The sequence below is a fragment of the Enhydrobacter sp. genome, assembly GCA_025808875.1.
Taxonomy (GTDB): Bacteria; Pseudomonadota; Alphaproteobacteria; order Reyranellales; family Reyranellaceae; genus Reyranella.
Map to the genome: position 1 here is coordinate 1,649,469 of CP075528.1, position 20,627 is coordinate 1,670,095.

The following is a 20,627-nucleotide window of genomic DNA, read 5'->3' on the forward strand; positions in this document are numbered from 1 at the left end:
TGTCGCACGCCGCTGCTAGGGTCGGGAGATGAAACTCTACTCCGGACCGCTTTCCATGTTCGGCGCCAAAGCCGAGATCGCCATGCGCGAGAAGGGGCTCGATTTCGAGTTGGTCATGGTGCCGTTCGAGATGAAGACACTCTATCAGCCGAAGCATCCCGAGGTGTCGCGGGTCAATCCCAAGCGGCAGGTGCCGGTGTTGATCGACGAGGGACTCGAGATTTTCGATTCGACGCAGATCTTCGAATATCTCGAATCCATCCGACCCACTCCCGCCTTGTGGCCGGCCGAGCCGAAGGCGCGCGCCAGCGCCCGGCTGCTCGAGCTCAAGTCGGACGAGGTCTACTTTCCCCACATCATCCGGCTGATGGGCGATCCCAAGGCGCCGGGATCGCACGAGGGTGCCGCGCAGTTCTACGACGCCATGGAGATGGAGCTGGTCGACAGGACGTGGCTCGCCGGTGCGTACACCTATGCCGACATCGCCTTCTACATGGCCCAGCTCTTCGGCGAACGGATGGGCGCACCGCTCGAGCAGAGGCACGGCCGGCTCAAGGCGTGGCGCGACCGCATGAGCGAGCGGCCGGCCGTGCGCCGGGTGGCCGGCGCCATGGCGCGCTACCTCCTCGCGCAGGGCCGCTCGCTGCCAGAGTTCATGCTACGTTTGAAGGCATGAACCGAGTCTTCTTTCTGCCCGGTGCCGGCGGTTCGCCGGACTTCTGGAAACCCGTTGCTGGACGACTGCCCGCCGATTGGTCTCAGAAGCATTTCGGCTGGCCGGGGCTGGGTCACCAGCCGCACGATCCGTCGATCTGCAGCATGGACGATCTCGTGGACATGGTCGGCCGGCACGTGGACGGGCCGGTCGACCTCGTCGCGCAATCGATGGGCGGCATCGTCGCCATGCGGCTTGCGCTGGCGCATCCCGGCCGTGTGCGGCGGCTGGTGCTCTGCGTGACGTCGGGCGGCATCGACATGGGCGGCTTCGGCGTCAGCGACTGGCGCCCCGCCTATCGGCAGTCTTATCCAAACGCCGTGGACTGGATCACGGCGGAGCGCTCGGCGGCCGCCCTGCCGGTGGAGCAGGTGACGGCGCCCACCCTGCTGATCTGGGGCGATGCCGATCCGATCAGTCCGCTCGCCGTCGGCCGGCATCTGCAGGGATGCATGCCGAACGCGCACCTGCATGTCGTCGCAGGGGGCGATCATGATCTGGCGGTTACCCATGCCGAACAGGTCGCATCTCGAATCATCGCACATCTGGCGTAAGGTGCGGCCTCCACAATGGGGAAGCCACCGTCATGTCCAAGTCCCTCGTGTTGTTCTCCACCCTCGCCGCCGCCGTTTCGCTCGCGATCACGGCGGCGGTAGCGCAGACCGCACCGCCGTTCGCGCCCTCGCTCGGCGATCTGATGAGCATCCTGGTTCAGCCGCGCCACGCCAAGCTGGCGCTGGGCGGCCAGGCGCGCAACTGGCAGTACGCCGCCTTCGCCGTGCACGAGCTCGAGGAGTCGTTCGAACGCATCGAGAAGACGGTGCCGCGCTATCGTGACCGGTCGATGTCGGATCTGCTCAAGATCGTCCAGGAGCCGATCGAGGCGGTCGAAGCCGCGATCAAGGCCCGGGACGCCGGCCGCTTCGACGCTGCCCTCGCCAAACTCACGCAGGCTTGCAACGACTGCCACCGCACGACCGAGCATGCGATGATCGTCATCCAGGTTCCGCGAACCTCGGCTTTCCCCAACCAGAGCTTCGCGCCGCAGCGGCCCTAGCTCGTCCTGACCGTTTTGCCGAGCACCTGCTCGTAGACCCGCAGGATCGAGGCGCTGTCGTCGGCGCCGAAGCCCATCTTGCGCGCCATGCGCTGCAGGTTGTGCGTCGCCGAGCCGGCCGGCAGCGGCACGTCGAGTTCGTCGGCGAGCTCGATCGCGAGATGCAGGTCCTTGTGCGCGAGGTTGAGCGCGAAGGAGGGCGGCGAGAACTGGCCCTTCAGCGCGCGCTCGGAGAACATCCTGAAGGCATTGGAGTTGCCGCTCGAGGTCGAGATCACCTGCACCAGCTTGGCCGGGTCGAGGCCGGCGGTGACGCCCAGCATCAGCCCCTCGGCCGCCGCCGCCATGTTGCAGAAGGCCATCATGTTGTTGACGAGCTTGGCCACCGTGCCGGTGCCGAGCCCGCCCATGTGGATGACGTTGGCGCTGAAGGACTGCAGCACCGGCAAGGCGTCGTCGAACACCTTCTTGTCGCCGCCCACCATGATGGCGATGGTGCCGGCCTCGGCGCCGACCACGCCGCCGCTCACCGGCGCGTCGAGCATGGCGATGCCCTTGGTCGCCATGGCGGCGCCGATCTTCTTGACCATCGAGGGTGCGTTGGTGCTGAGATCGATGTAGGTCTGGCCGGCCTTGATGTTGGCCAGGACGCCGTTGTCGCCGAGCGTCACGCTCTCCACATCCCTGGGCATGGGAAGCGAAGTCATGACGATGTCGGCGCCCCTGGTGACGTCGGCGACCGACTTGCCGGCGATCCCGCCGATGTCGGTGCAGGTCTTCACCGCCGCCGGATTGAGGTCGAATACGGTGACCTGGTGGTTGCTCTTCTTGATGATGTTGCGGCACATGGGACCGCCCATGTTGCCGACGCCGATGAACCCGACCTTCACCATGCCCTCCCACGTTGAATGAGCGAGCCGGACTATAGCGCGGCCGACCGGCGGCGCGCACGCGCGCTCGGGCGCATCAAGACGGTGGCGACGCTGCTGCTGGTGGCGACGGCGACGCTGTTCTGCGTGGCGAGGTATCTCGAGCCGGCGCACTGGGCCTGGGGCTATGTCGCGGCCTTCGCCGCCGCCGCCACGGTCGGCGGGCTCGCCGACTGGTACGCGGTCGTGGCGCTGTTCCGCCGTCCGCTCGGCCTGCCGATCCCGCACACCGCGATCATCCCGCGCAACCATCAGCGCATCGCCGACAATCTCGGCAGCTTCATCGAGACCAACTTCCTCGCGCCCGATGCGGTCGAGCGCAAGCTCGGCGAGGTCGACTTCGCCGGCCAGATCGCCGACTGGCTGGCCGATCGCCGCCGCAGCGCCGCGCTCGCGAGCTTCGCCGTCAAGCTGTTGCCGCAGATGCTGGCGGCGATCGACGAATCGGGCGCCCGGCGCTTCTTCGGCGAGCGGCTGCGCGCCGGCCTGCAGCGCGTCGAGATCGCGCCGCTTGCCGCGGGCCTGTTGACGGCGGTCACCGAGACCGGCCGCCACCAGCGCCTGCTCGAGGAACTGCTGTCGGCCCTCGACCGGCTGCTGGCCGACCAGGCCACGCTCGAGCGGCTGCGCGAGAAGATCCGCCAGGAGCTGCCGACGCTCTTCAAGTTCTACCAGGCCGAGGCCTATCTGCTGCGCAAGATCGTCGCCTCGACGGCGTCGTTCCTCGACGAGGCGCGGCGCGATGCGGGACACCCGCTGCGCCGCGAGTTCGACCGCTTCGTCGCGGGCTTCATCGAAAGGCTGCGCAGCTCGCCCGAGTTCGCCGCGCGCGCCGAGGCGCTCAAGCACGAGCTGCTGGTCCGGCCCGAGGTCGAGACCTTGGCCGAAGGCGCATGGGACAGCGTGCGGTCCTTCCTCGAGCGCGACGCCGCGGCCGGCGACGAGTCGCGCGTGCGCCGCCAGCTCGAGACCATGCTGGTCGATGTCGGCCGCCAGCTCGCCGGCGACCGCACCATGCGGGCCGAGATCAACCGCGGCATGGTACGCCTGCTCGGCGACTTCGTGCAGCGCCAGAAGAGCGGCGTCGGCCGCTTCATCGCCGATCAGGTGCGGTCATGGGACATCGACGTGCTGGTCGGTCGCATCGAGCTCACCGTCGGCCGCGACCTGCAATATATCCGCTTCAACGGCGCCATGATCGGGGGGCTGGCCGGATTGGCCTTGCACGCACTGGAGCAGGGGTTGAAGCTCTGGCTCTGACCCGAACGGAGGTTCGCATGGTCGACGCGACGCAGAACTTCACCGAGATGTTCAAGAAGCTGGGCGAGCAGTTCCAGGTGCCGGCCTTCGACATGTCCCGCATCATGGCGCACCACCAGAAGAACCTCGACGCCATGGCGCGGTCCTGGCAGGCGGTGGCCGGCGGCGCCACCGCGGTCGCCAACAGGCAGCGCGAGGTGCTCGAGGCGGCGATGAAGGACATGGCCGAGATGGCGAGCACCTACAGCCCGACCGGCTCGCCGCAGGAGATCCTCGCCAAGCAGACCGAGTTCGCCGCCAAGGCGATGGAGGCGGCGATCGCCAACACCCGCGACATCGCCGAGCTGGTGCAGAAATCGGGCGGCGACGCGCTGACGATCATCCACGACCGCATGCAGGAATCCTGCGAGGAGATCCGCGCCGACCTGGAACGAAAGTAGGCCGCGCCGGGCAACCTTCAGGGTCCGTGACCGTTTCTCCGGCCAGGCGCTGAGACGCCTCAGGAGAACGACATGACCCGACTGAACGTGCTGGCGGCGGTGGCGATCGGCCTCGGCGCCGCCGCGTGCTCGTATTCCACCCACACCACCAGCCAGGCCACCGCGCCCGTGCCGGTCCGCACGGTGACGGCGTCGGAGCGGGCCTGCATGGACTACGGCTTCACGCCGGGCACCACCGCCTACAATCGCTGCGTCAGCAACGAGGCCGAATGGCGTGCCCGCGGCCGCGTCGCCCGCGGCTACTCGGAGGACCTGCTGCTCGCCGATGCGCGGCAGGCCTGCTACTCGTACGGCCTGCAGCCCGCCTCGCCGGCCTACGACCGCTGCCTGCGGCACGAGATGAACGTGCGCCGCTATCGCGAGGAGGCGTCGGTGACGGTCTACACCGTCCCGAGCGCGCCGCCGCCCCCGCCGCCCGTCCACGTCCAGCCCCGGACGACCGGAACTGAGGCCTTTAGGGACGAGTACGGTTACCGCTATGATGCGGAAGGCAACCGGCTCGACGCGCGCGGCAACATCATCAGCCCGCACTCGAAGATCCGGTAGGCCGGCCATGAGCGGGGGAGTCGAATGCGTCTGGTGCGTGTCGCGACGGTGGCGTCGCTGGTCCTGATCGTCGCGGCCTGCGATGCGCCGCGTCCCGACTACACCTCGGTGCCGATGGCACCGGCCTATCGCACCGACGCCTACGGCCGCATCGACAACGAGAACATCCGGCTCGACGCCGAGGGCTACCGCATCGACCGCCAGGGCCGCCGCATCGGCGATGTCGACATCCAGGCCAAGATGCGGGGCGAGACCTCGAACGCCGTCGCCGGCTACTACATCACCAGCATCGGCACCGACGCGCCCGGCCGGGTCGCCACCCCGAGCGAAGGCAGCACGTCGGGCGCGGGCTACGGCCCGGGCAGCGTCAACCCGATGCCGAGCGGCACCGGCGGACCGGTCCCGCTCGCGCCGGCCGTGACCCAGCCCTCGACCACGACGACCGCTCCAGCGACCCGTTGACGGCACTCACGCCGTCGCGCCGAAGACCTCGTCGAACAGCTCGATCATCGCGTTCCACGAGCGGCGGTCCGTCGCCGCGTGATAGAAGAAGCCCTTGAGATTGCGGGCATCGACTGCGGGGTTGGTGAAGCTGTGGCCGACGCCGCCATAGAGCTGCAGGCGCCAGTCGATGCCGGCCGACTTCATCTCGCCCTCGAAGGCGGCACGCTGCTCGGGCGGAATGATCGGATCGTCGGCGCCGATGCAGACCAGCACCCGGCCCTTGATGTTGACCGCGTCCTGCGGCCGCGTCGTCGCCAGCCCCGAGTGGAAACCGACGATCGCCCTGAGGTCGGCGCCGCTGCGGCCGATCTCGAGCGCCGTCGTGCCGCCGAAGCAGTAGCCGATGGCGGCGAGCTTCGCGGCATCGACCTCGGGCTGGGCGCGCAGCGTCTCCAGCGCCTTGTTGGCGCGCAGGCGGATGCCGGTCGGGTCGGCGCGCCATGGCGCCAGCCGCGTCGCCGAATCGGCCGGATTGGCGAGCGGCTTGCCGTCGCCGTAATAGTCCATGGCGAAGGCGGCGTAGCCGAGCCCGGCCAGCCGCCGCGCGATCTTCCTGGTGTGCTCGGTGAGTCCCGGCCCCTCGTGACAGACGAGGATCCCCGGCCGCTTGCCCGGCTTGCCGTCGTCGACGGCATACTCGCCGACCATGCGCGCGCCGTCGGCGCTGTACTCGATGTCCTGGATGCGCATTGCTTCCTCCCCTTGGCGCGGGCGACGGTAGCGGAACCGCGCTTGACCCGCCAATCGGGCCTCGTCACAAACCGGCCATGCCCGTCCCCGTCGTCCGTTTCGCGCCGAGCCCCACCGGGTTCCTGCATGTTGGCAACGTGCGTGCGGCGCTGTTCAACTGGCTCTATGCGCGGCGCCACGGTGGCCGCTTCATCCTGCGTTTCGACGATACCGACCGCCAGCGCAGCAAGCCCGAGTTCGAGGCGGCGATCGAGCGCGACCTCGCCTGGCTCGGCCTCGGCTGGGACCTGCGCGAGCGCCAGTCCGAGCGGCTGGCACACTACGACGCCGCGCGCGACCGGCTGATCGCCTCGGGCCGGCTCTATCCCTGCTACGAGACGCCGGAGGAACTCGAATTCAAGCGCAAGCGCCTGCTCGCGCAGGGCCGCCCGCCGGTCTACGACCGCGCCGCACTCCGGCTCGACGCGGCGGCGCGAAGCAGGCTGGAGAGCGAGGGCCGCCGGCCGCACTGGCGCTTCAGGCTCGCGTCCGACGAGGACGTGCGCTGGCACGATCTGATCCACGGCCCGCTGCACGTCGACGAGAAGAGCCAGAGCGATCCCGTGCTGGTGCGTGCCGACGGCTCCTATCTCTACAGTTTCACCTCGGTGGTCGACGACATCGAGTTCGGCATCAGCCACGTCATCCGCGGCGAGGATCACGTCACCAACACGGGCGCGCAGATCCAGATGTTCCGTGCGCTCGGCGCTGCCGAGCCCGCCTTCGCGCACCTGCCGCTGCTGGTCGACGCCTCGGGCGGCGGCCTTTCCAAGCGCACCGGCTCGCTGTCGGTCGCCGAGCTGCGCGATCGCGGCGTCGAGCCGCTGGCGATCTGCGCCCTGCTGGCCAGGCTCGGCACCTCCGATCCGGTCGAGCCCGTGACGTCGCTCGAGCCGCTGGTCGCCACCATCGACTTCGCCCGCGTCGGCCGCGCCGCCGCGCGCTTCTCCGAGGACGAGCTTGCGCATGTCAGCGCCCGGACCTTGCACGTCATGCCCTATGCGGCGGTGCGCGAGCGCGCGGCCGTCGACGAGGCGCTGTGGCTCGCCGTGCGCGGCAACCTCTCGACCCTCGCCGATCTGAAGACCTGGCGCGAGGTGGTCGAGGGCCCGATCGCACCGGCGATCGAGGACGCGCGGTTCCTCGCCGAGGCTGCCGCGACGCTGCCGCCCGAGCCGTGGGACGGGGGCACGTGGAAGAGCTGGAGCGCCGGGCTCGCGTCGGCCTCGGGCCGCAAGGGCAAGGCCCTGTTCCATCCGCTTCGCCTCGCCCTGACCGGCCGCGAAACAGGACCGGAGATGGCGAGGCTCCTGCCGCTGATCGGGCGGATGAAGGCGGAGAAGAGGTTGAAGGGGGAAAAGGCATGACCCTTCCGGCCTTCGGCCACCTCCCCACGTAGGACGCGGGGAGGAGAAGCCATCCCTCCCTGCGCGAAGCGCGGGGAGGTGTCGGCGTCTTACGCCGACGAAGGGGTCAAGAGCTTCAGCATGACTTTCGGATCTCTTTCGTATAGACAGTCGCCATGTCGTTCGCCTTCTCCCTGCGATGTCTCGAGGCCTGACGCCCGTTCCGGGCCGGTCAGCAGCCTTCGTCGTCGTTTGAACAGGGAGTAAGGGGCGATGTCCCCCAGCGACAAACTCGTCATCTACAACACGCTCACGCGCGAAAAAGAGCCGTTCGTGCCGCTCGATCCGGCGCACGTGCGCCTCTATGTCTGCGGCCCGACGGTCTACGACTACGTCCATATCGGCAACGCCCGGCCGGTGGTTGCCTTCGACGTGCTCTACCGGCTGCTGAAGCGCCGCCATCCGCACGTGACGTACGTGCGCAACATCACCGACATCGACGATCGCATCATCGTGCGCGCCGCCGACAACAAGGAGCCGATCGAGGCGCTGACGAAGCGCACCGCCGACGCCTACCAGGGCGACATGGCGCGGCTCGGCGCGCTGCCGCCCGACCACGAGCCGCGGGCGACGGAGTATGTCGGCCAGATGGTGGCGCTGATCCAGCGCCTGGTCGACAAGGGCCATGCTTACCCGGCGGAAGGCCACGTGCTGTTCAGCGTGCCGTCGATGAACGACTACGGCCGCCTGTCGCGCCGCTCGCGCGACGAGCTGATCGCCGGCGCGCGGGTCGAGGTGGCGCCCTACAAGAAGGACCCGGCCGACTTCGTGCTGTGGAAGCCGTCGACGGACGCGCAGCCGGGCTGGCCGAGCCCGTGGGGCCGCGGCCGGCCGGGCTGGCACATCGAATGCTCGGCGATGAGCGGCGCGCTGCTCGGCGAGACCTTCGACATCCACGCCGGAGGGCTCGACCTCATCTTCCCGCACCACGAGAACGAGATCGCCCAGAGCCGTTCGGCGTTCGGCCACGCCATCATGGCGAAGTACTGGATGCACAACGGCTTCCTCAACATCTCCGGCGAGAAGATGAGCAAGTCGCTCGGCAACTTCTTCACCGTGCACGAGCTCCTCGACCAGTACCCCGGCGAGGCGATCCGCCTGCTGCTGCTGTCGGCGCACTACCGCCAGCCGCTCGACTTCACGCACGAGGGCCTGACCCAGGCGCGGGCGACGCTCGACCGCTGGTACGGCGCGCTGCGCGGCAAGAGCATCGCGGCCGCGGCGGACGTGCCGCGGGCGGTCGAGGACGCCCTGTCGGACGACCTCAACACCCCGCTCGCCATCGCCGCGATCCACCAGCTCGACGATCCGGCCGACCTGCGCGCCGCGGGCAGTGCGCTCGGCCTGCTTCAGCAGGATGCCGAGGCGTGGTTCCGCTGGACGCCGGCCGGCAGCGCGGGACCGACCGAGGCCGAGATCGAGGCCGCCATCGCCGCGCGGCAGGCCGCGCGCAAGGCGAGGGACTTCAAGGAATCCGACCGTCTGCGCGACGAGCTCAAGGCCAGGGGCGTGATCCTCGAGGACGGGCCCAAGGGCACGACCTGGAAGCGGGGCTGATCGTACGTACACATGCAATTGAATCGCTGCCGGAAATACCGGAAATACCGCAAACTCAGCGCAGCGCCGGATTCACCTCCCAACGGCGCGGCGGCCGACCGAGCTTCGACGGCGGATCGAGCGCGCGCAGCACGTGGCCTTCCTCCAGCCGGGCGATGATGTCGTCGGTTCCGGCGGCGTTCACCCTGCGGCCGAAGACGCGGCAGCGAATCTCCTCGCGTGAGACCCGGGGGTATCGCGAGCGCTTCAACCAGCGCGTCGCCTCGCGAGCCAATCGATCCGATGACGATATCTCCGATTGCGCGAACACGCTTCGCGCATGCGGCAGGAAGTAAGTCGACCACAGACGATAGGACGCTTCGACATGGCGGGGCGCGATCTGCGGCGCCTCCTTGAGATCGCTGCCGGCCCATTCCATCAATGCCAGGTGGCAAGCCACTCGGACGATGTTGCCGGGCCCCTTGCCGATCCACGCCGCTTCGATTCCGTCGGCCTCGCGCGTCAAGCGCCTCAACGCCGGCAGAAGTGCCTGCAGCCGCTCCACGGCAGGCGGCATGAACATGAGAAATCCCAAGCGGCGATTTGTTCCCTCCAACGCCGTGATCCGACGCAGCATCTCGATCATGCCTTCGAAGTCCGGCGGCGGCGCCTGCAGGACCGTCGCCATGGAGGGTTCCGGCCAAGCGTAGAGGAGGCGTGTCGCGAGCGCGGTGTCGCCGTCGTCGCCGGCCAGCGCTGCCAGCCTGTCCATCCGTGTCGTACCCAGGATTCCGACCGAGAAGCCCTGGATCTGGACGTTGCGGTCTTTGGAGCCGACGTCGACGCCGAGCTGCCCTGTGTTCCATCCAGCGAGCCAGCCGTTGCGCTCGCTGGCAGCGTTGGCGGCGGCGAACCAGTCGGCAATGTCCTCGCGCCACACGACGACCCCGCGGGAATTGCGGTTGAAGGCGGCGCCGGCCAGGAAGGTCGTCGCATCGGCCAGCACGGCCGGCGTCGGACCTTCCGCGTTGTCTTCGTCGGGCTCCAGGCTTCGCAGCAACCAGCGCGCCCGCGATAGCGCGGGCGACTTGCCGCTCGATGCCTCGCCTACCAGCACCTGCCACAGGACGAGTGACTCGTACCATTCGAACGTCACTTCCGCGTGCATCCGCCCGCCGGTCAGTGCCGCCACGACCGCAAGCGAGCATTGTGCGACGTAGTCGGTCGGTATCCCCGCGCGCGAACAATCCTCGACCCAGCCGCGCCACCGGCCGGGCAGCACGTCGAGCGGGAAGGGTGCCGCCGGGGCACGCGTGCCGTCGCACAGGCACGGATCGATCTCGGGCCACATACCGGCCGGGGCAAGCCCGCTGTCGGCATTGACGGTCATGACGGGTCTCCTGTTGCTGTCGGAGAGCCGTATCGCATGCGTACGATGAATGGTCAAATAAAATTGTTCATTTTATACAAATGTTGGGTCGGGCGCGGCCCACAATTGTAGCCGGGATGGCCCGGCTCGCGGCCGGATCGGGGTCGAAGCGCGCACTGGCGAACACGATCGGCATCTCGATCTTCTTCAACGCTTGTCGAACAGGACGCTCTGCACGGCGCGGCCGAAATAGCCCTCGCGGTCGGCGAGGCGGGCCGTGGCGATGCCGATGGAATCGGGCCCGGCCCAGGTCTCGGCATCGAGCAGGATCCAGTCGCCGACCGGTTCGCGCGCGAGACTTACCGAGAGATCGGCGTTGATGAAGGTCCACTCGTGGAAATCCAGCACCGCCGACGTGCCGTTGCAGAAATCGGCGGCGATGGCGGCGCGCATCAGGGGCGAGATCGCCTCGCCCGCGACGATCGGCCTGTCGGCGCGATACCACACGGCGGCCGGGCCGGGCTGGCTGAAGTTGCCGCGCGCGGCGCGCATGGTGAGCCCCTGGAGGAACGGCGTGCGGGCCATCGCCGCCACCGGCGGGCGGCCGAACTCGGGCGGGCGGATGTCGTGCGGCGGGCAGAAGGCGGGGCCGGGCAGCTCGCGCGGCTCGCGCCTGATGCGCAACGCCGTGGCGCGCACCACCTCGGTGGTTCCGGCGAGCAGGCGCACCGCGACGAGCTGAATCTTGCGGCCCTCGCGCAGCACCTCGGTCTCGATGGCGAGCGGGGCGACCGGCACCGGCCGCATCAGGTCGACGGTGAGTCGCGCCACGCGCATCGGCACCGGCGCGGGCAGGCGCTCGACCGCCCAGCAGATCAGCGACGACGGCGCCGCGCCGTGCTGCAGGCCGGGGTCCCACGGGCCGCCGGCATGCGCGCTGGCGTGGGCGGTGTTTCCTTCGACGCGGTAGATCGCTGACATCGTGACTCTCGGCAAACAGGCGGCGCTCTCATAGGGGAAGCAGGGGGAGCCGGGCAACCCGTCGGGCTTGACGGCAACCTTTATTTAACATAGTGGTTAAATATGGATGCGCTTTCGCAGACCTTCTCGGCCCTTGCCGACCCGACGCGCCGGGCGATCCTGGCGCGGCTGACGTCGGGCAGCGCCACGGTGGGCGAGCTTGCGGAGCCTTTCGACATGTCGCTGCCGGCGGTGTCGCGGCACCTGAAGGTGCTGACCGACGCCGGTCTGATAGAGCGGTCGACGGAGGCGCAGTGGCGCCGCTGCGCGCTGCGCGGCGAGGGCCTGCGCGAGGCCGCCGACTGGATCGAGTTCTACCGCCGCTTCTGGGAGCAGTCGTTCGACCGCCTCGAGGCGTTTCTCGAGCAGACCCGGCCCGCCGGGCGGAAAGGAAGGAGCCATGGACGCCGCCGTCGATAGCCGCACCCTGCGCCTCTCCCGCATCTTCGACGCATCGCGCGAGCGCGTGTTCGCCGCCTGGACCGAGCCGGCGCAGTTCATGGCCTGGATGTGCCCGGCCGATGTCGAGCTCGACGAATGCGAGCTCGACGTGCGGCCGGGCGGCGCCTGGCGGGCCAAGGGCTACACGCCGACCCGGCGCTTCGCCAAGTCGGGCGTCTATCTCGAGGTCAGGCGGCCCGAGCTGCTGGTCTTCACGTGGGGCCATCACGCGAGCGCCGACTGGTCGAGCCCGCGCGGCCACGAGACCACGGTGCGCGTCGAGTTCCGCGCGCTCGGCCAACGGACCGAGCTGGTCCTGACGCACGGGCCGTTCATCGATGCGCCGAGTTTCGACGACCACGACAACGGCTGGCGCGGCTCGTTGGACAAGCTCGCCACATTTTTCGGGAGGAGCGCATGACGGCTCATCGCATCGTCAGCCACGCGGAGTGGGTGGAGGCACGCAAGGCCTTCCTGGCCAAGGAGAAGGAGTTCATGCGCCGGCGCGACGAGCTCGCGCGCGAGCTGCCCTGGGAGCGCGTCGACAAGGAATACGTCTTCGAGGCGCCGGAGGGCCGGGTCACGCTGGCCGACCTGTTCGATGGCAGGGGCCAGCTGCTGGTCCAGCATTTCATGTTCGGCCCCGACTACGAGGAGGGCTGCCCGAGCTGCTCGTTCTGGGCCGACAATTTCGTCGGGATCGTGCCGCATCTGGCGGCGCGCGACACCGCGCTAGTGCTCGTTTCGCGCGCGCCGCTCGCGAAGTTCGAGCCCTACAGGAAGCGCATGGGCTGGAACCTGCGCTGGGTGTCGTCGGCCGGCTGCGACTTCAACTACGACTATGCCGTGTCGAAGCGTCCCGACGAGAAGGTGCTGGCCTACAACTACGGCACCATCGAGCGGACGTTCGACGAGCATCCCGGCATCAGCGCCTTCATCCGCGAGGAGGGCGCGATCTTCCACACCTACTCGACCTACGCGCGCGGGCTCGACAACCTGAACGGCGCCTACCAGCTGCTCGATCTCACCGCCAAGGGCCGCGACGAGGAGGGGCTGCCCTTCACCATGGCCTGGCTGCGCCGGCACGACCGGTATTGATACGCCCGGCCTTGCGGCCTCGCGGCCCGCTGCCTACCTTCGCCGGATGGTTCACACGGCAATCTGGCACGGCAAGGTGATCGCCCGAAGCGATCGAACCCTGGAGGTGGACGGCTACGTCTACTTCCCGCGTGAGACGGTGCACATGGAGCTGCTGGAGGCGACGCCGAGGACCGCGAACGACCTGAAGTGCCCGCACGGCGTGCAGTTCTACGACGTGGTCGAGGCCGGCGAGCGCAGCGCGCGGGCGGCGTGGTCCTACGAGGCGCCGCAGCCCAGGATGAAGCCGGTCGAGCGCTGGATCGGCTTCTGGGAGGACGTCCGGGTGGAGTAGCCGCTACTTCACCGGCGAGATCGCGGTGACGGTGAGCGGCGTGGTCAGGCCGATGACGACGTCGCCGACCTTGATCTTGCCGATCATGTCCTTCTGCGCGACCGAGGTCGCCGCGAGCGTCCGCACGGCGCCGCCCTGGCCGGAGATCACCGAGACCCGGTTGTTGGGCAGGTCGACGCCGACCACGGTGAGGGTGAAGCGGCCGGCCTCGATGTCGGTCGGGCTGGGATCGGCGCCCTCGCGCCGGGCCTCGCGCGAGCCCGGACCCTTCTGGCGCAGATTGAGGATGGTCACGGACTCGGTGAAGGTGACGTCGACCGTCGAGCCGTCGGCGATGTCGGCGAGATTGCGCACGCCGTCGGCCACGGCGAGGTGCAGCAGGCGGCCGCCGATGGTGGTGAAGACGATGGTGCGCGTCGCGACGTCGGCATGCTCGACCGTCGCCTGCGTCGTGCGGACGTTGCTGAAGGCGACGCCGGCGCGTGGCACGGCCTGGACCTGGCCCTGCGCCGCAGCTTCGAACGCGGGCAGGCCCGCGCCCGCCACCAGGATTGCCGCAAAGATCGAAACGCCGGCAGCCTTCATCGCCTGCACCCTCCGCACATTACGGGCCGGACAATAGCGATCCGGCCCCGCCGTGCAATCACGAAAGATGATCGTCGACCGCCCTGGCGGTGCTCAGCGGCTGGTCGAGATAGGCGAGATGGCCGGCGCCCGAAATCGTCGCCGTCTTCGTCGGTCCCTTGATGGCCGACGCGACCTTTTTCGCATAGCTCGTCGGCAGCACGGCGTCCTTCTCGCCCCACAGGACGAGGGTGGGCGTGGCGATCAGGCCGAGGCGCCTGTCGAGCCGGGTGTTGCCGAGCGGCCAGAAGGCGCGCGCCGCGGCCTCCTGGGCGCGGCTCATCTCGATCGGCCACTCGACGGAGTTGGCGCCGACCGGCGGCGCGACCAGTTCGTGCCAGCGCGCCGGGTCGGCGCACATCAGGCCGGGCAGCGCCTCCTTGCGCTGCGCCCAGGGATCGGCCGCCGGCTCGGCCTCGTCGAACAGGCCGAACGGCGCGATCAGGACGAGCTTGCGCACGCTGGCGGGAAAAATCGCCGCCATCTCGGCCGCGAACGAGCCGCCGACCGACGCGCCGACCAGATCGGCGCCGGCGAGGCCCGCGCCGTCGAGCAGCTGGCGCACGGCGAGGATCCAGTCGAGATGCGTGTCGAGCGCGGTGTGGCCGGTCGCACCGGGATAGCCCGGCAGCGACGGCGCGACCACGGTGCGCCGCTTCGCCAGTTCGTCGAGGAACGGCAGCCAGCGCGGCAGGCCGCCGAGACCGGCGAGGAAGCCGACCCTCGGGCCGTTGCCCTTGGTCCAGACACGGCAGGCATGACCGTTGACCTCGACGGTCGACTCCGCAGGCTGCGACACCGGCTACTCCGCGGCGGCGAGCTGCGCGCGGAAGGCCGGCACCGCGGCGCGCGAATCGCGGGCCATCGGCCTCGGCCACCATTTGTGTTCCCAGTCGCCGAACAGGTCCTTTACCTTCGGCAGCACCTTCTCGGCGAACAGGCGCGTGTTGTACTTGGTGGTGTCCTTGCCCATGTTGCCGAACTGCAGCAGCAGCATGAGGTTGCCGACGTTGAGGCTGGTGCCGACGTGGCGGATCTGCTCGACCACCTCGTCGGGCGAGCCGACCAGCACGTAGCCGCCGTCGACGATGTCCTTCATGTTGGTCGCCTTGAGCGCCGCCTTGGTCGCCGGGTTGGCGACGTTGGCGGCCTTGCTCACCATGCTCTCGATGCCGGCGCGCTGCGTCGCCTCGGTGGTGTAGCCCGGCGGCGTGGCGAAGCGCGGATCGATGTGCAGGCAGCGCCCGTAGAAGTACTCGGCAGGCTCGGTGTAGAGGTCGAGCGCCTGCTGGCGGCTCTCGGCGACGCCGACGAACTGCAGGAAGCCGGCGCGGTAGGGGTTCCGGTCCTTGCCGAGCTTCTCCATCTCCTTCCAGAAGCCCTGCATGGTCGCCAGGCCGGCCTTGTAGCCGTAGTAGGAGAGGTAGCAGTAGACGTAGTCCATCTCCGCGCACCATCGCCACGTCTCGATCGAGCCGCCGCCCGGGATCCAGATCGGCGGATGCGGCTCGTTCTGGATCGGTCGCGGCCAGATGTTGACGTAGCGCTGCTGGTTGAAGCGGCCCGAGAAGGCGAAGGTCTCCTTCTCCATCCACGCCCTCTTCACGAGGTCGTGCGCCTCGTAGTAGCGCTCGCGCAGCAGGCTCGGGTTCTGGCCGTAGGCGTAGCAGGTGTCCATCGGCGAGCCTACCGGGAAGCCGGCGATCAGCCGTCCGCCCGAGATGCAATCGATCATGGCGAACTCCTCGGCCACGCGCGTCGGCGGATTGTAGAGCGCGAGCGAGTTGCCCATGACGCAGAGCGCGGTGTCGGTGGTTCGGCGCGCCAGCGACGAGGCGATCAGGTTGGGCGAGGGCATCAGCCCGTAGCCGTTGGAGTGATGCTCGTTGACGCAGACGGCATCGAAGCCGCACTCGGCGGCGAACTCGAGCTCGTCCATGAAGTCGTTGTACATGTGGTGCGCCCGGCGCGGGTCGAACAGCGACGAATGGATGTCGACCCACACCGAGGGATGCTTCTTGTTGAAGTCGTCCGGAAGCTCCGTGTACGGCATCAGATGGAACCACATGAGCTTCATGGCACCGGTTCTCCCTAAACTCGGCTGACGAGGTAAACGATCATTTACCTCGGTCGCTTTGCCAAGGCGAATCTCCCGAGGGCCTGTGTGATCTTTTGCAGATCGCGCAACTTTATTGTCCTTCCACCGCTTGGATCGTTTCAATTCGTGTTTTGTGCGTTGCAATCTCGCGATCGCAACAATAGTTTCGCTGCATTGCAGGAGGCGTTTGCCATGTCCGTTGTCGCTTTTCCGGCCCGTCAGCATCCGACGGCGAACCAGCCGAAGAAGGACCTCTACGAGGTCGGCGAGATCCCGCCGCTCGGCCACGTGCCGAAGACCATGTACGCCTGGGCGATCCGGCGCGACCGCCACGGTCCGCCCGAGCAGTCCATGCAGCTCGAGGTCGTGCCGACGCATGCGATCGGCGAGGACGAGGTGCTGGTTCTCGTGATGGCGGCGGGCGTCAACTACAACGGCGTGTGGGCCGGCCTCGGCCTGCCGATCTCGCCCTTCGACGTGCACAAGCAGGACTTCCACATCGCCGGCTCCGACGCCTCGGGCATCGTCTGGGCGGTCGGCGCCAAGGTGAAGCGCTGGAAGGTCGGCGACGAGGTCGTCGTCCACTGCAACCAGGACGACGGCGACGACGAGGAGTGCAACGGCGGCGATCCGATGTTCTCCACCAGCCAGCGCATCTGGGGCTACGAGACCCCCGACGGTTCCTTCGCACAGTTCTGCCGCGTGCAGGCGCGCCAGCTCATGAAGCGGCCGCAGCACCTGACCTGGGAGGAGAGCGCCTCCTACACGCTCACGCTGGCCACCGCCTACCGCATGCTGTTCGGTCATCGGCCGCACATCCTGCGGCCCGGCCACAACGTGCTGGTGTGGGGCGCGGCGGGCGGCCTGGGCTCGATGGCGATCCAGCTCATCGCCACCGCCGGCGCCAACGCCATCGGGGTGATCTCCGATCCGTCGAAGACCGACTTCGTCATGTCGCTCGGCGCGCGCGGCGTCATCAACCGCAACGACTTCGACTGCTGGGGCCAGCTGCCCGACGTCGACGACCAGAAGGGCTACGCCGAGTACATGAAGAAGTGCCGCAAGTTCGGCGCCGCCATCTGGGAAGTCACCGGCAAGGGCAACGACGTCGACTTCGTGTTCGAGCACCCCGGCGAGCAGACCTTCCCGGTGTCGTGCTTCATCGTGAAGCGCGGCGGCATGGTCGTGTTCTGCGCCGGCACCACCGGCTACAACCTGACGATGGACGCGCGCTTCGTGTGGATGCGCCAGAAGCGCATCCAGGGCAGCCACTTCGCCAACCTGCTGCAGGCGAGCCAGGCCAACCAGCTGGTGATCGAGCGCCGCATCGACCCGTGCATGAGCGAGGTCTTCGAGTGGGTCGACATTCCCAAGGCCCACACCAAGATGTGGAAGAACCAGCACAAGCCCGGGAACATGGCCGTGCTGGTCTCGGCCCGGCGCCCCGGCCTGCGCACGCTCGAAGACGCGCTGGAAGAATAGTCCATGATCCTGAAGGACCTGCTCGGCCTCGCCGCCGAGGCGGTGAACGACGCCGAGGCGTACGAGGTCGCCGCCCGCGAGGCGGTGCGCAGGCTGGTCGCGCCGCAGGGCAGGGTCGATCCAGCCGTGCTCGAGCGCGAGCAGTTCGCCGCGCATGGCTTCGCCTGGATCGCGACCTATGTCGCGGCGCTGCGCCAGATGCGGCGCTGGGCGGAGCGCCACGCCGGCGGCGAACTCGAGCAGCTGATCCTGCAATGCGCCTTCGGCGAGTACCTGGCGCAGCTCAAGGGCGGCATCGCCATCAGCCAGGTCGAGATCGTGCGGCCGGGCGACCTCGGGATCGACGAAGCGGCGTTCGACACGCCGGCGGTGCGCCGGCTGATCGCCGCCAATACGTCGGCCGTGCGCGGCCGCATCGCCGAACTGATCGCCGACGGAGACTTCGGCCAGCTGGGACTCGATGACGACGCGCTGGAAGAGGTGCGCCGCCAGTTCCGCCGCTTCGTCGACAGCGAGGTGGCGCCGCACGCGCACGACTGGCACCTCAGGGACGAGCTGATCCCGCTGCCCGTGGTGCGGAAGATGGCCGAGCTCGGCGTGTTCGGCCTGACCGTGCCGGAGGAGTGGGGCGGGCTCGGCATGGGCAAGCTCGCCATGTGCGTCGTCACCGAGGAGCTGTCGCGCGGCTATATCGGCGTCGGCTCGCTCGGCACGCGCTCGGAGATCGCCGCCGAGCTGATACGTTCGGGGGGCACCGAGGAGCAGAAGAAGAAGTATCTCGGCCGCATCGCCTCGGGCGAGATCCTGCCGACCGCCGTCTTCACCGAGCCCAACACCGGTTCGGACCTCGCCAGTCTCAAGACGCGCGCCGTGCTGGAGGGCGACGTCTACCGCATCCACGGCAACAAGACCTGGATCACCCACGCGGCCCGCGCCGACATCATGACGTTGCTGGCGAGGAGCGACTCCTCGAAGCCCGGCTACCGGGGCCTGTCGATGTTCCTCGCCGAGAAGCCGCGCGGCGACGACGGCCAGCCGTTCCCCGCGCAAGGCATGAGCGGCGGCGAGATCCGCGTGCTCGGCTATCGCGGCATGAAGGAATACGAGATCGGCTTCGACGGCTTCGAGGTGCCGGCGGAGAATCTTCTCGGCGGCAGGGAGGGCCAGGGCTTCAAGCAGCTCATGGCAACCTTCGAGAGCGCGCGCATCCAGACCGCGGCGCGCGCCGTCGGCGTGGCACAGAACGCGCTCGAACTCGGCCTGCGCTACGCCCGTGAGCGCCTCCAGTTCGCCAAGCCGCTCTATTCGTTCCCGCGCGTCGCGGGAAAGATCGCGTGGATGGCGGTCGAGACCATGATCGCCCGCCAGCTCACCTATTTCGCCGCGCGCGAGAAGGACGGCGACCGGCGCTGCGACATCGAGGCCGGCATGGCCAAGCTGCTGGCCGCGCGCGTCGCCTGGAGCAACGCCGACAACGCGCTGCAGATCCACGGCGGCAACGGCTACGCCATGGAATATCCGGTGAGCCGCGTGCTGTGCGACGCGCGCATCCTCAACATCTTCGAGGGCGCCGCCGAGATCCAGGCGCAGGTGGTGTGCCGCGGCCTGATCGAGGGCCGGAACTGACGGCGCGGCGCCGTCAGCGGACCTTCTCGTCGAACCAGTCGAGGGCGCGGAAGGCACCGCCGATCGCCGGCAGGAACCACGGCTTTCCCGAATAGAGCGGGATCGGCGGCAGTGGTGCCGAGGCGAACGGCACCCCGCCGTGCAGGCGACCGGCGATCGAGCGGCCGACTGCGTCGCCGAGATAGGGCATCATCGACACGCCCGAGCCGTTGCAGCCCAGCACGAAGTGCAGGCCGTCGATCTCGCCGGCGTGCGGCAGCGCGTCGTAGGTGAAGGCGACGTTGCCCTGCCAGGTGTGCGTCACCTTGACGTCGGCGAGCTGAGGGAAACGCTCGACCATGGCGCGGTGCAGCAGCCGCGCGCGCAGCTCGCCCGGGATCTCGGTGAAGCGCGCGCGGCCGCCGAAAATCACGCGCCGCCCGTCGGGCGACAGGCGATAGTAGTGCAGCACGCGCCGCGTCTCGGAGAAGGTGCGGCCCCTGGGGCAGAGCTCGAGGGCCAGTCCCTCGGGCAGTTTCTCGGTGGCGATGATGTGACTGGCGATCGGCACCAGGCGGCGCTGCAGTCCGGGCGTCAGCGCGCCGGTGTAGCCGTTGGTGGCGACCACGACGTGCCTTGCCGTCACCTCGCCCTGCGTCGTCGTCACGCGCCAGCCGTCGCCGTGCCGCGCCAGGGCGGTGGCGCGGCACTGGCCCGCGAGCGTGATCGAGTTGCGCCGCCAGGCCGCCGCCAGCAGCCCGCCATAAAACAGGGCGGGGTGCAGCTTGCCGGCGCGCTCGAACACCAGCCCGCCGTGATAGTAGTCGCTGCCGATCTCCTCGCGCTGCTCGGCACGGCCGATCAGGCGGCAGTCGGTGGCGCCGCCCGCGACCAGCTTGTCGTGGCGCACCCGCAGCCCCTCGTAGTGCGACGGCGCGCAGGCGCCGAGGAAGCGGCCGCGCTGCTCGAGATGGCAGTCGATGCCTTCGCGCTCGACCAGGTCGACCAGGGAGCGATAGGCGTCGATCGCCCAGCCGACGACGTCGCGCAGCAGATCGGGCGGATAGGCGAGCGCCTTGCCGGCGAAGCTCTTGCCGACGCTGAGGCCGGCGCTGATCGCCCCGCCGCTGCGCGTCGAGGCGCCCGAGCCGAACTCGCCGGCCTCGACGACGACGCTCTGCACGCCCGCATCGGCCAGCGCCCGCGCGGCCGACAGGCCGGCGTAGCCGCCGCCCACCACCACGACGTCGGCGCGGGCCGGCAGCGACGGTGCGACGATCGATTGCGGCCGGAAGGCTTCCCACCAGTAGGGTTCCTCCCTGAAGCCGCTCGCCAGGATGGACGCGCTCATGCCGCACCGCCATTCTCCGGGCA

The 20,627-nt window shown here is 69.0% G+C and carries 23 protein-coding genes; 15 read left to right on the plus strand and 8 right to left on the minus strand.

Annotation, left to right across the window (positions count from 1 at the left end; all coding sequences use genetic code 11):
* Positions 1–28: 28 nt before the first annotated feature.
* Genes KIT25_08245 through KIT25_08255 form a run of 3 tightly spaced genes read left to right on the plus strand, consistent with a single transcriptional unit; the run spans position 29 to position 1,772 of the window.
* Positions 29–676: a glutathione S-transferase family protein gene (locus KIT25_08245; GenBank protein UYN96903.1), complete on the plus strand. Its 648-nt coding sequence runs from the start codon at positions 29–31 to the stop codon at positions 674–676.
* Positions 673–1,269 (plus strand): alpha/beta fold hydrolase, encoded by a 597-nt coding sequence (locus tag KIT25_08250; GenBank protein ID UYN96904.1) that lies wholly within the window; start codon positions 673–675, stop codon positions 1,267–1,269. The genes KIT25_08245 and KIT25_08250 overlap by 4 nt, the downstream gene beginning before the upstream one ends.
* A 32-nt stretch (positions 1,270–1,301) precedes the next feature.
* Positions 1,302–1,772 (plus strand): hypothetical protein, encoded by a 471-nt coding sequence (locus KIT25_08255; protein UYN96905.1) that lies wholly within the window; start codon positions 1,302–1,304, stop codon positions 1,770–1,772.
* Here the strand turns inward: KIT25_08255 and KIT25_08260 are convergent.
* On the minus strand, positions 1,769–2,665 hold the full coding sequence (locus KIT25_08260) for an NAD(P)-dependent oxidoreductase (protein UYN96906.1): 897 nt from the start codon (positions 2,663–2,665) through the stop codon (positions 1,769–1,771). The genes KIT25_08255 and KIT25_08260 overlap by 4 nt on opposite strands.
* A 15-nt stretch (positions 2,666–2,680) precedes the next feature.
* On the opposite strand from KIT25_08260, the gene KIT25_08265 reads away from it, so the two are divergent.
* From KIT25_08265 to KIT25_08280, 4 genes are all read left to right on the plus strand, one after another.
* Positions 2,681–3,961 (plus strand): DUF445 domain-containing protein, encoded by a 1,281-nt coding sequence (locus KIT25_08265; GenBank protein UYN96907.1) that lies wholly within the window; start codon positions 2,681–2,683, stop codon positions 3,959–3,961.
* Positions 3,962–3,978: 17 nt separating this feature from the next.
* Positions 3,979–4,401, plus strand: a complete 423-nt coding sequence (gene phaP / locus KIT25_08270) for a TIGR01841 family phasin (protein UYN96908.1) — start codon at positions 3,979–3,981, stop codon at positions 4,399–4,401.
* A 72-nt stretch (positions 4,402–4,473) separates the two neighbouring features.
* Entirely contained in the window at positions 4,474–5,007 is a 534-nt protein-coding gene (locus KIT25_08275; GenBank protein UYN96909.1) for a hypothetical protein, read from the plus strand.
* A 24-nt stretch (positions 5,008–5,031) separates the two neighbouring features.
* Positions 5,032–5,469, plus strand: coding sequence for a hypothetical protein (locus tag KIT25_08280; protein UYN96910.1), 438 nt, complete (start codon positions 5,032–5,034; stop codon positions 5,467–5,469).
* A gap of 6 nt (positions 5,470–5,475) precedes the next feature.
* On the opposite strand, the gene KIT25_08285 is transcribed toward KIT25_08280, so the two are convergent.
* Positions 5,476–6,201, minus strand: coding sequence for a dienelactone hydrolase family protein (locus KIT25_08285; GenBank protein ID UYN96911.1), 726 nt, complete (start codon positions 6,199–6,201; stop codon positions 5,476–5,478).
* Positions 6,202–6,278: 77 nt separating this feature from the next.
* Here KIT25_08285 and KIT25_08290 point away from each other — a divergent pair, with 77 nt between their 5' ends.
* Complete coding sequence (locus tag KIT25_08290) at positions 6,279–7,607, plus strand: glutamate--tRNA ligase (GenBank protein ID UYN96912.1); 1,329 nt, start codon at positions 6,279–6,281, stop codon at positions 7,605–7,607.
* A 252-nt stretch (positions 7,608–7,859) separates the two neighbouring features.
* Positions 7,860–9,203, plus strand: coding sequence for a cysteine--tRNA ligase (gene cysS, locus KIT25_08295; GenBank protein UYN96913.1), 1,344 nt, complete (start codon positions 7,860–7,862; stop codon positions 9,201–9,203).
* Between the two features lie 55 nt (positions 9,204–9,258).
* Here the strand turns inward: cysS and KIT25_08300 are convergent, their stop codons facing one another.
* Positions 9,259–10,572 carry a DUF3987 domain-containing protein gene (locus KIT25_08300; protein ID UYN96914.1) on the minus strand — a complete coding sequence of 438 codons (1,314 nt, stop codon included), beginning with the start codon at positions 10,570–10,572 and terminating at the stop codon, positions 9,259–9,261.
* Between the two features lie 186 nt (positions 10,573–10,758).
* Entirely contained in the window at positions 10,759–11,532 is a 774-nt protein-coding gene (locus KIT25_08305; GenBank protein UYN96915.1) for a thioesterase family protein, read from the minus strand.
* A gap of 102 nt (positions 11,533–11,634) precedes the next feature.
* On the opposite strand from KIT25_08305, the gene KIT25_08310 reads away from it, so the two are divergent.
* From KIT25_08310 to KIT25_08325, 4 genes are read left to right on the plus strand one after another with little or no spacing between them, the layout of a single operon-like run.
* The gene (locus KIT25_08310) at positions 11,635–11,991 is read left to right on the plus strand and encodes a helix-turn-helix transcriptional regulator (protein ID UYN96916.1); all 357 of its coding nucleotides are present in this window, start codon (positions 11,635–11,637) and stop codon (positions 11,989–11,991) included.
* Positions 11,972–12,433 (plus strand): SRPBCC domain-containing protein, encoded by a 462-nt coding sequence (locus KIT25_08315; protein UYN96917.1) that lies wholly within the window; start codon positions 11,972–11,974, stop codon positions 12,431–12,433. Before KIT25_08310 ends, KIT25_08315 begins: the two co-directional genes overlap by 20 nt.
* Positions 12,430–13,110 (plus strand): DUF899 domain-containing protein, encoded by a 681-nt coding sequence (locus KIT25_08320; GenBank protein UYN96918.1) that lies wholly within the window; start codon positions 12,430–12,432, stop codon positions 13,108–13,110. The genes KIT25_08315 and KIT25_08320 overlap by 4 nt, the downstream gene beginning before the upstream one ends.
* A gap of 46 nt (positions 13,111–13,156) precedes the next feature.
* Positions 13,157–13,444 carry a DUF427 domain-containing protein gene (locus tag KIT25_08325; GenBank protein ID UYN96919.1) on the plus strand — a complete coding sequence of 96 codons (288 nt, stop codon included), beginning with the start codon at positions 13,157–13,159 and terminating at the stop codon, positions 13,442–13,444.
* A gap of 3 nt (positions 13,445–13,447) precedes the next feature.
* Here the strand turns inward: KIT25_08325 and KIT25_08330 are convergent, their stop codons facing one another.
* From KIT25_08330 to KIT25_08340, 3 genes are read right to left on the minus strand one after another with little or no spacing between them, the layout of a single operon-like run.
* Complete coding sequence (locus tag KIT25_08330) at positions 13,448–14,029, minus strand: hypothetical protein (GenBank protein UYN96920.1); 582 nt, start codon at positions 14,027–14,029, stop codon at positions 13,448–13,450.
* 58 nt (positions 14,030–14,087) lie between these two features.
* On the minus strand, positions 14,088–14,867 hold the full coding sequence (locus KIT25_08335) for an alpha/beta fold hydrolase (GenBank protein UYN96921.1): 780 nt from the start codon (positions 14,865–14,867) through the stop codon (positions 14,088–14,090).
* 3 nt (positions 14,868–14,870) lie between these two features.
* Positions 14,871–16,145: an LLM class flavin-dependent oxidoreductase gene (locus KIT25_08340; GenBank protein UYN96922.1), complete on the minus strand. Its 1,275-nt coding sequence runs from the start codon at positions 16,143–16,145 to the stop codon at positions 14,871–14,873.
* Positions 16,146–16,358: 213 nt separating this feature from the next.
* Here KIT25_08340 and ccrA point away from each other — a divergent pair, with 213 nt between their 5' ends.
* Together ccrA and KIT25_08350 are read left to right on the plus strand one after the other, a co-directional pair.
* Entirely contained in the window at positions 16,359–17,648 is a 1,290-nt protein-coding gene (gene ccrA, locus KIT25_08345) for a crotonyl-CoA carboxylase/reductase (GenBank protein UYN96923.1), read from the plus strand.
* A 3-nt stretch (positions 17,649–17,651) separates the two neighbouring features.
* The gene (locus KIT25_08350; GenBank protein UYN96924.1) at positions 17,652–19,274 is read left to right on the plus strand and encodes an acyl-CoA dehydrogenase family protein; all 1,623 of its coding nucleotides are present in this window, start codon (positions 17,652–17,654) and stop codon (positions 19,272–19,274) included.
* A gap of 13 nt (positions 19,275–19,287) precedes the next feature.
* Here the strand turns inward: KIT25_08350 and KIT25_08355 are convergent, their stop codons facing one another.
* Positions 19,288–20,604 carry an FAD-binding oxidoreductase gene (locus KIT25_08355; GenBank protein UYN96925.1) on the minus strand — a complete coding sequence of 439 codons (1,317 nt, stop codon included), beginning with the start codon at positions 20,602–20,604 and terminating at the stop codon, positions 19,288–19,290.
* Positions 20,605–20,627 lie beyond the last annotated feature (23 nt).

Bases quoted from the DNA above. Each gene is read 5' to 3' on its own strand.
- KIT25_08245 (UYN96903.1), top strand. From the start codon at position 29: ATGAAACTCTACTCCGGACCGCTTTCCATGTTCGGCGCCAAAGCCGAG.
- KIT25_08250 (UYN96904.1), top strand. From the start codon at position 673: ATGAACCGAGTCTTCTTTCTGCCCGGTGCCGGCGGTTCGCCGGACTTC.
- KIT25_08255 (UYN96905.1), top strand. From the start codon at position 1,302: ATGTCCAAGTCCCTCGTGTTGTTCTCCACCCTCGCCGCCGCCGTTTCG.
- KIT25_08260 (UYN96906.1), bottom strand. From the start codon at position 2,665: ATGGTGAAGGTCGGGTTCATCGGCGTCGGCAACATGGGCGGTCCCATG.
- KIT25_08265 (UYN96907.1), top strand. From the start codon at position 2,681: ATGAGCGAGCCGGACTATAGCGCGGCCGACCGGCGGCGCGCACGCGCG.
- phaP (UYN96908.1), top strand. From the start codon at position 3,979: ATGGTCGACGCGACGCAGAACTTCACCGAGATGTTCAAGAAGCTGGGC.
- KIT25_08275 (UYN96909.1), top strand. From the start codon at position 4,474: ATGACCCGACTGAACGTGCTGGCGGCGGTGGCGATCGGCCTCGGCGCC.
- KIT25_08280 (UYN96910.1), top strand. From the start codon at position 5,032: ATGCGTCTGGTGCGTGTCGCGACGGTGGCGTCGCTGGTCCTGATCGTC.
- KIT25_08285 (UYN96911.1), bottom strand. From the start codon at position 6,201: ATGCGCATCCAGGACATCGAGTACAGCGCCGACGGCGCGCGCATGGTC.
- KIT25_08290 (UYN96912.1), top strand. From the start codon at position 6,279: ATGCCCGTCCCCGTCGTCCGTTTCGCGCCGAGCCCCACCGGGTTCCTG.
- cysS (UYN96913.1), top strand. From the start codon at position 7,860: ATGTCCCCCAGCGACAAACTCGTCATCTACAACACGCTCACGCGCGAA.
- KIT25_08300 (UYN96914.1), bottom strand. From the start codon at position 10,572: ATGACCGTCAATGCCGACAGCGGGCTTGCCCCGGCCGGTATGTGGCCC.
- KIT25_08305 (UYN96915.1), bottom strand. From the start codon at position 11,532: ATGTCAGCGATCTACCGCGTCGAAGGAAACACCGCCCACGCCAGCGCG.
- KIT25_08310 (UYN96916.1), top strand. From the start codon at position 11,635: ATGGATGCGCTTTCGCAGACCTTCTCGGCCCTTGCCGACCCGACGCGC.
- KIT25_08315 (UYN96917.1), top strand. From the start codon at position 11,972: ATGGACGCCGCCGTCGATAGCCGCACCCTGCGCCTCTCCCGCATCTTC.
- KIT25_08320 (UYN96918.1), top strand. From the start codon at position 12,430: ATGACGGCTCATCGCATCGTCAGCCACGCGGAGTGGGTGGAGGCACGC.
- KIT25_08325 (UYN96919.1), top strand. From the start codon at position 13,157: ATGGTTCACACGGCAATCTGGCACGGCAAGGTGATCGCCCGAAGCGAT.
- KIT25_08330 (UYN96920.1), bottom strand. From the start codon at position 14,029: ATGAAGGCTGCCGGCGTTTCGATCTTTGCGGCAATCCTGGTGGCGGGC.
- KIT25_08340 (UYN96922.1), bottom strand. From the start codon at position 16,145: ATGAAGCTCATGTGGTTCCATCTGATGCCGTACACGGAGCTTCCGGAC.
- ccrA (UYN96923.1), top strand. From the start codon at position 16,359: ATGTCCGTTGTCGCTTTTCCGGCCCGTCAGCATCCGACGGCGAACCAG.
- KIT25_08350 (UYN96924.1), top strand. From the start codon at position 17,652: ATGATCCTGAAGGACCTGCTCGGCCTCGCCGCCGAGGCGGTGAACGAC.
- KIT25_08355 (UYN96925.1), bottom strand. From the start codon at position 20,604: ATGAGCGCGTCCATCCTGGCGAGCGGCTTCAGGGAGGAACCCTACTGG.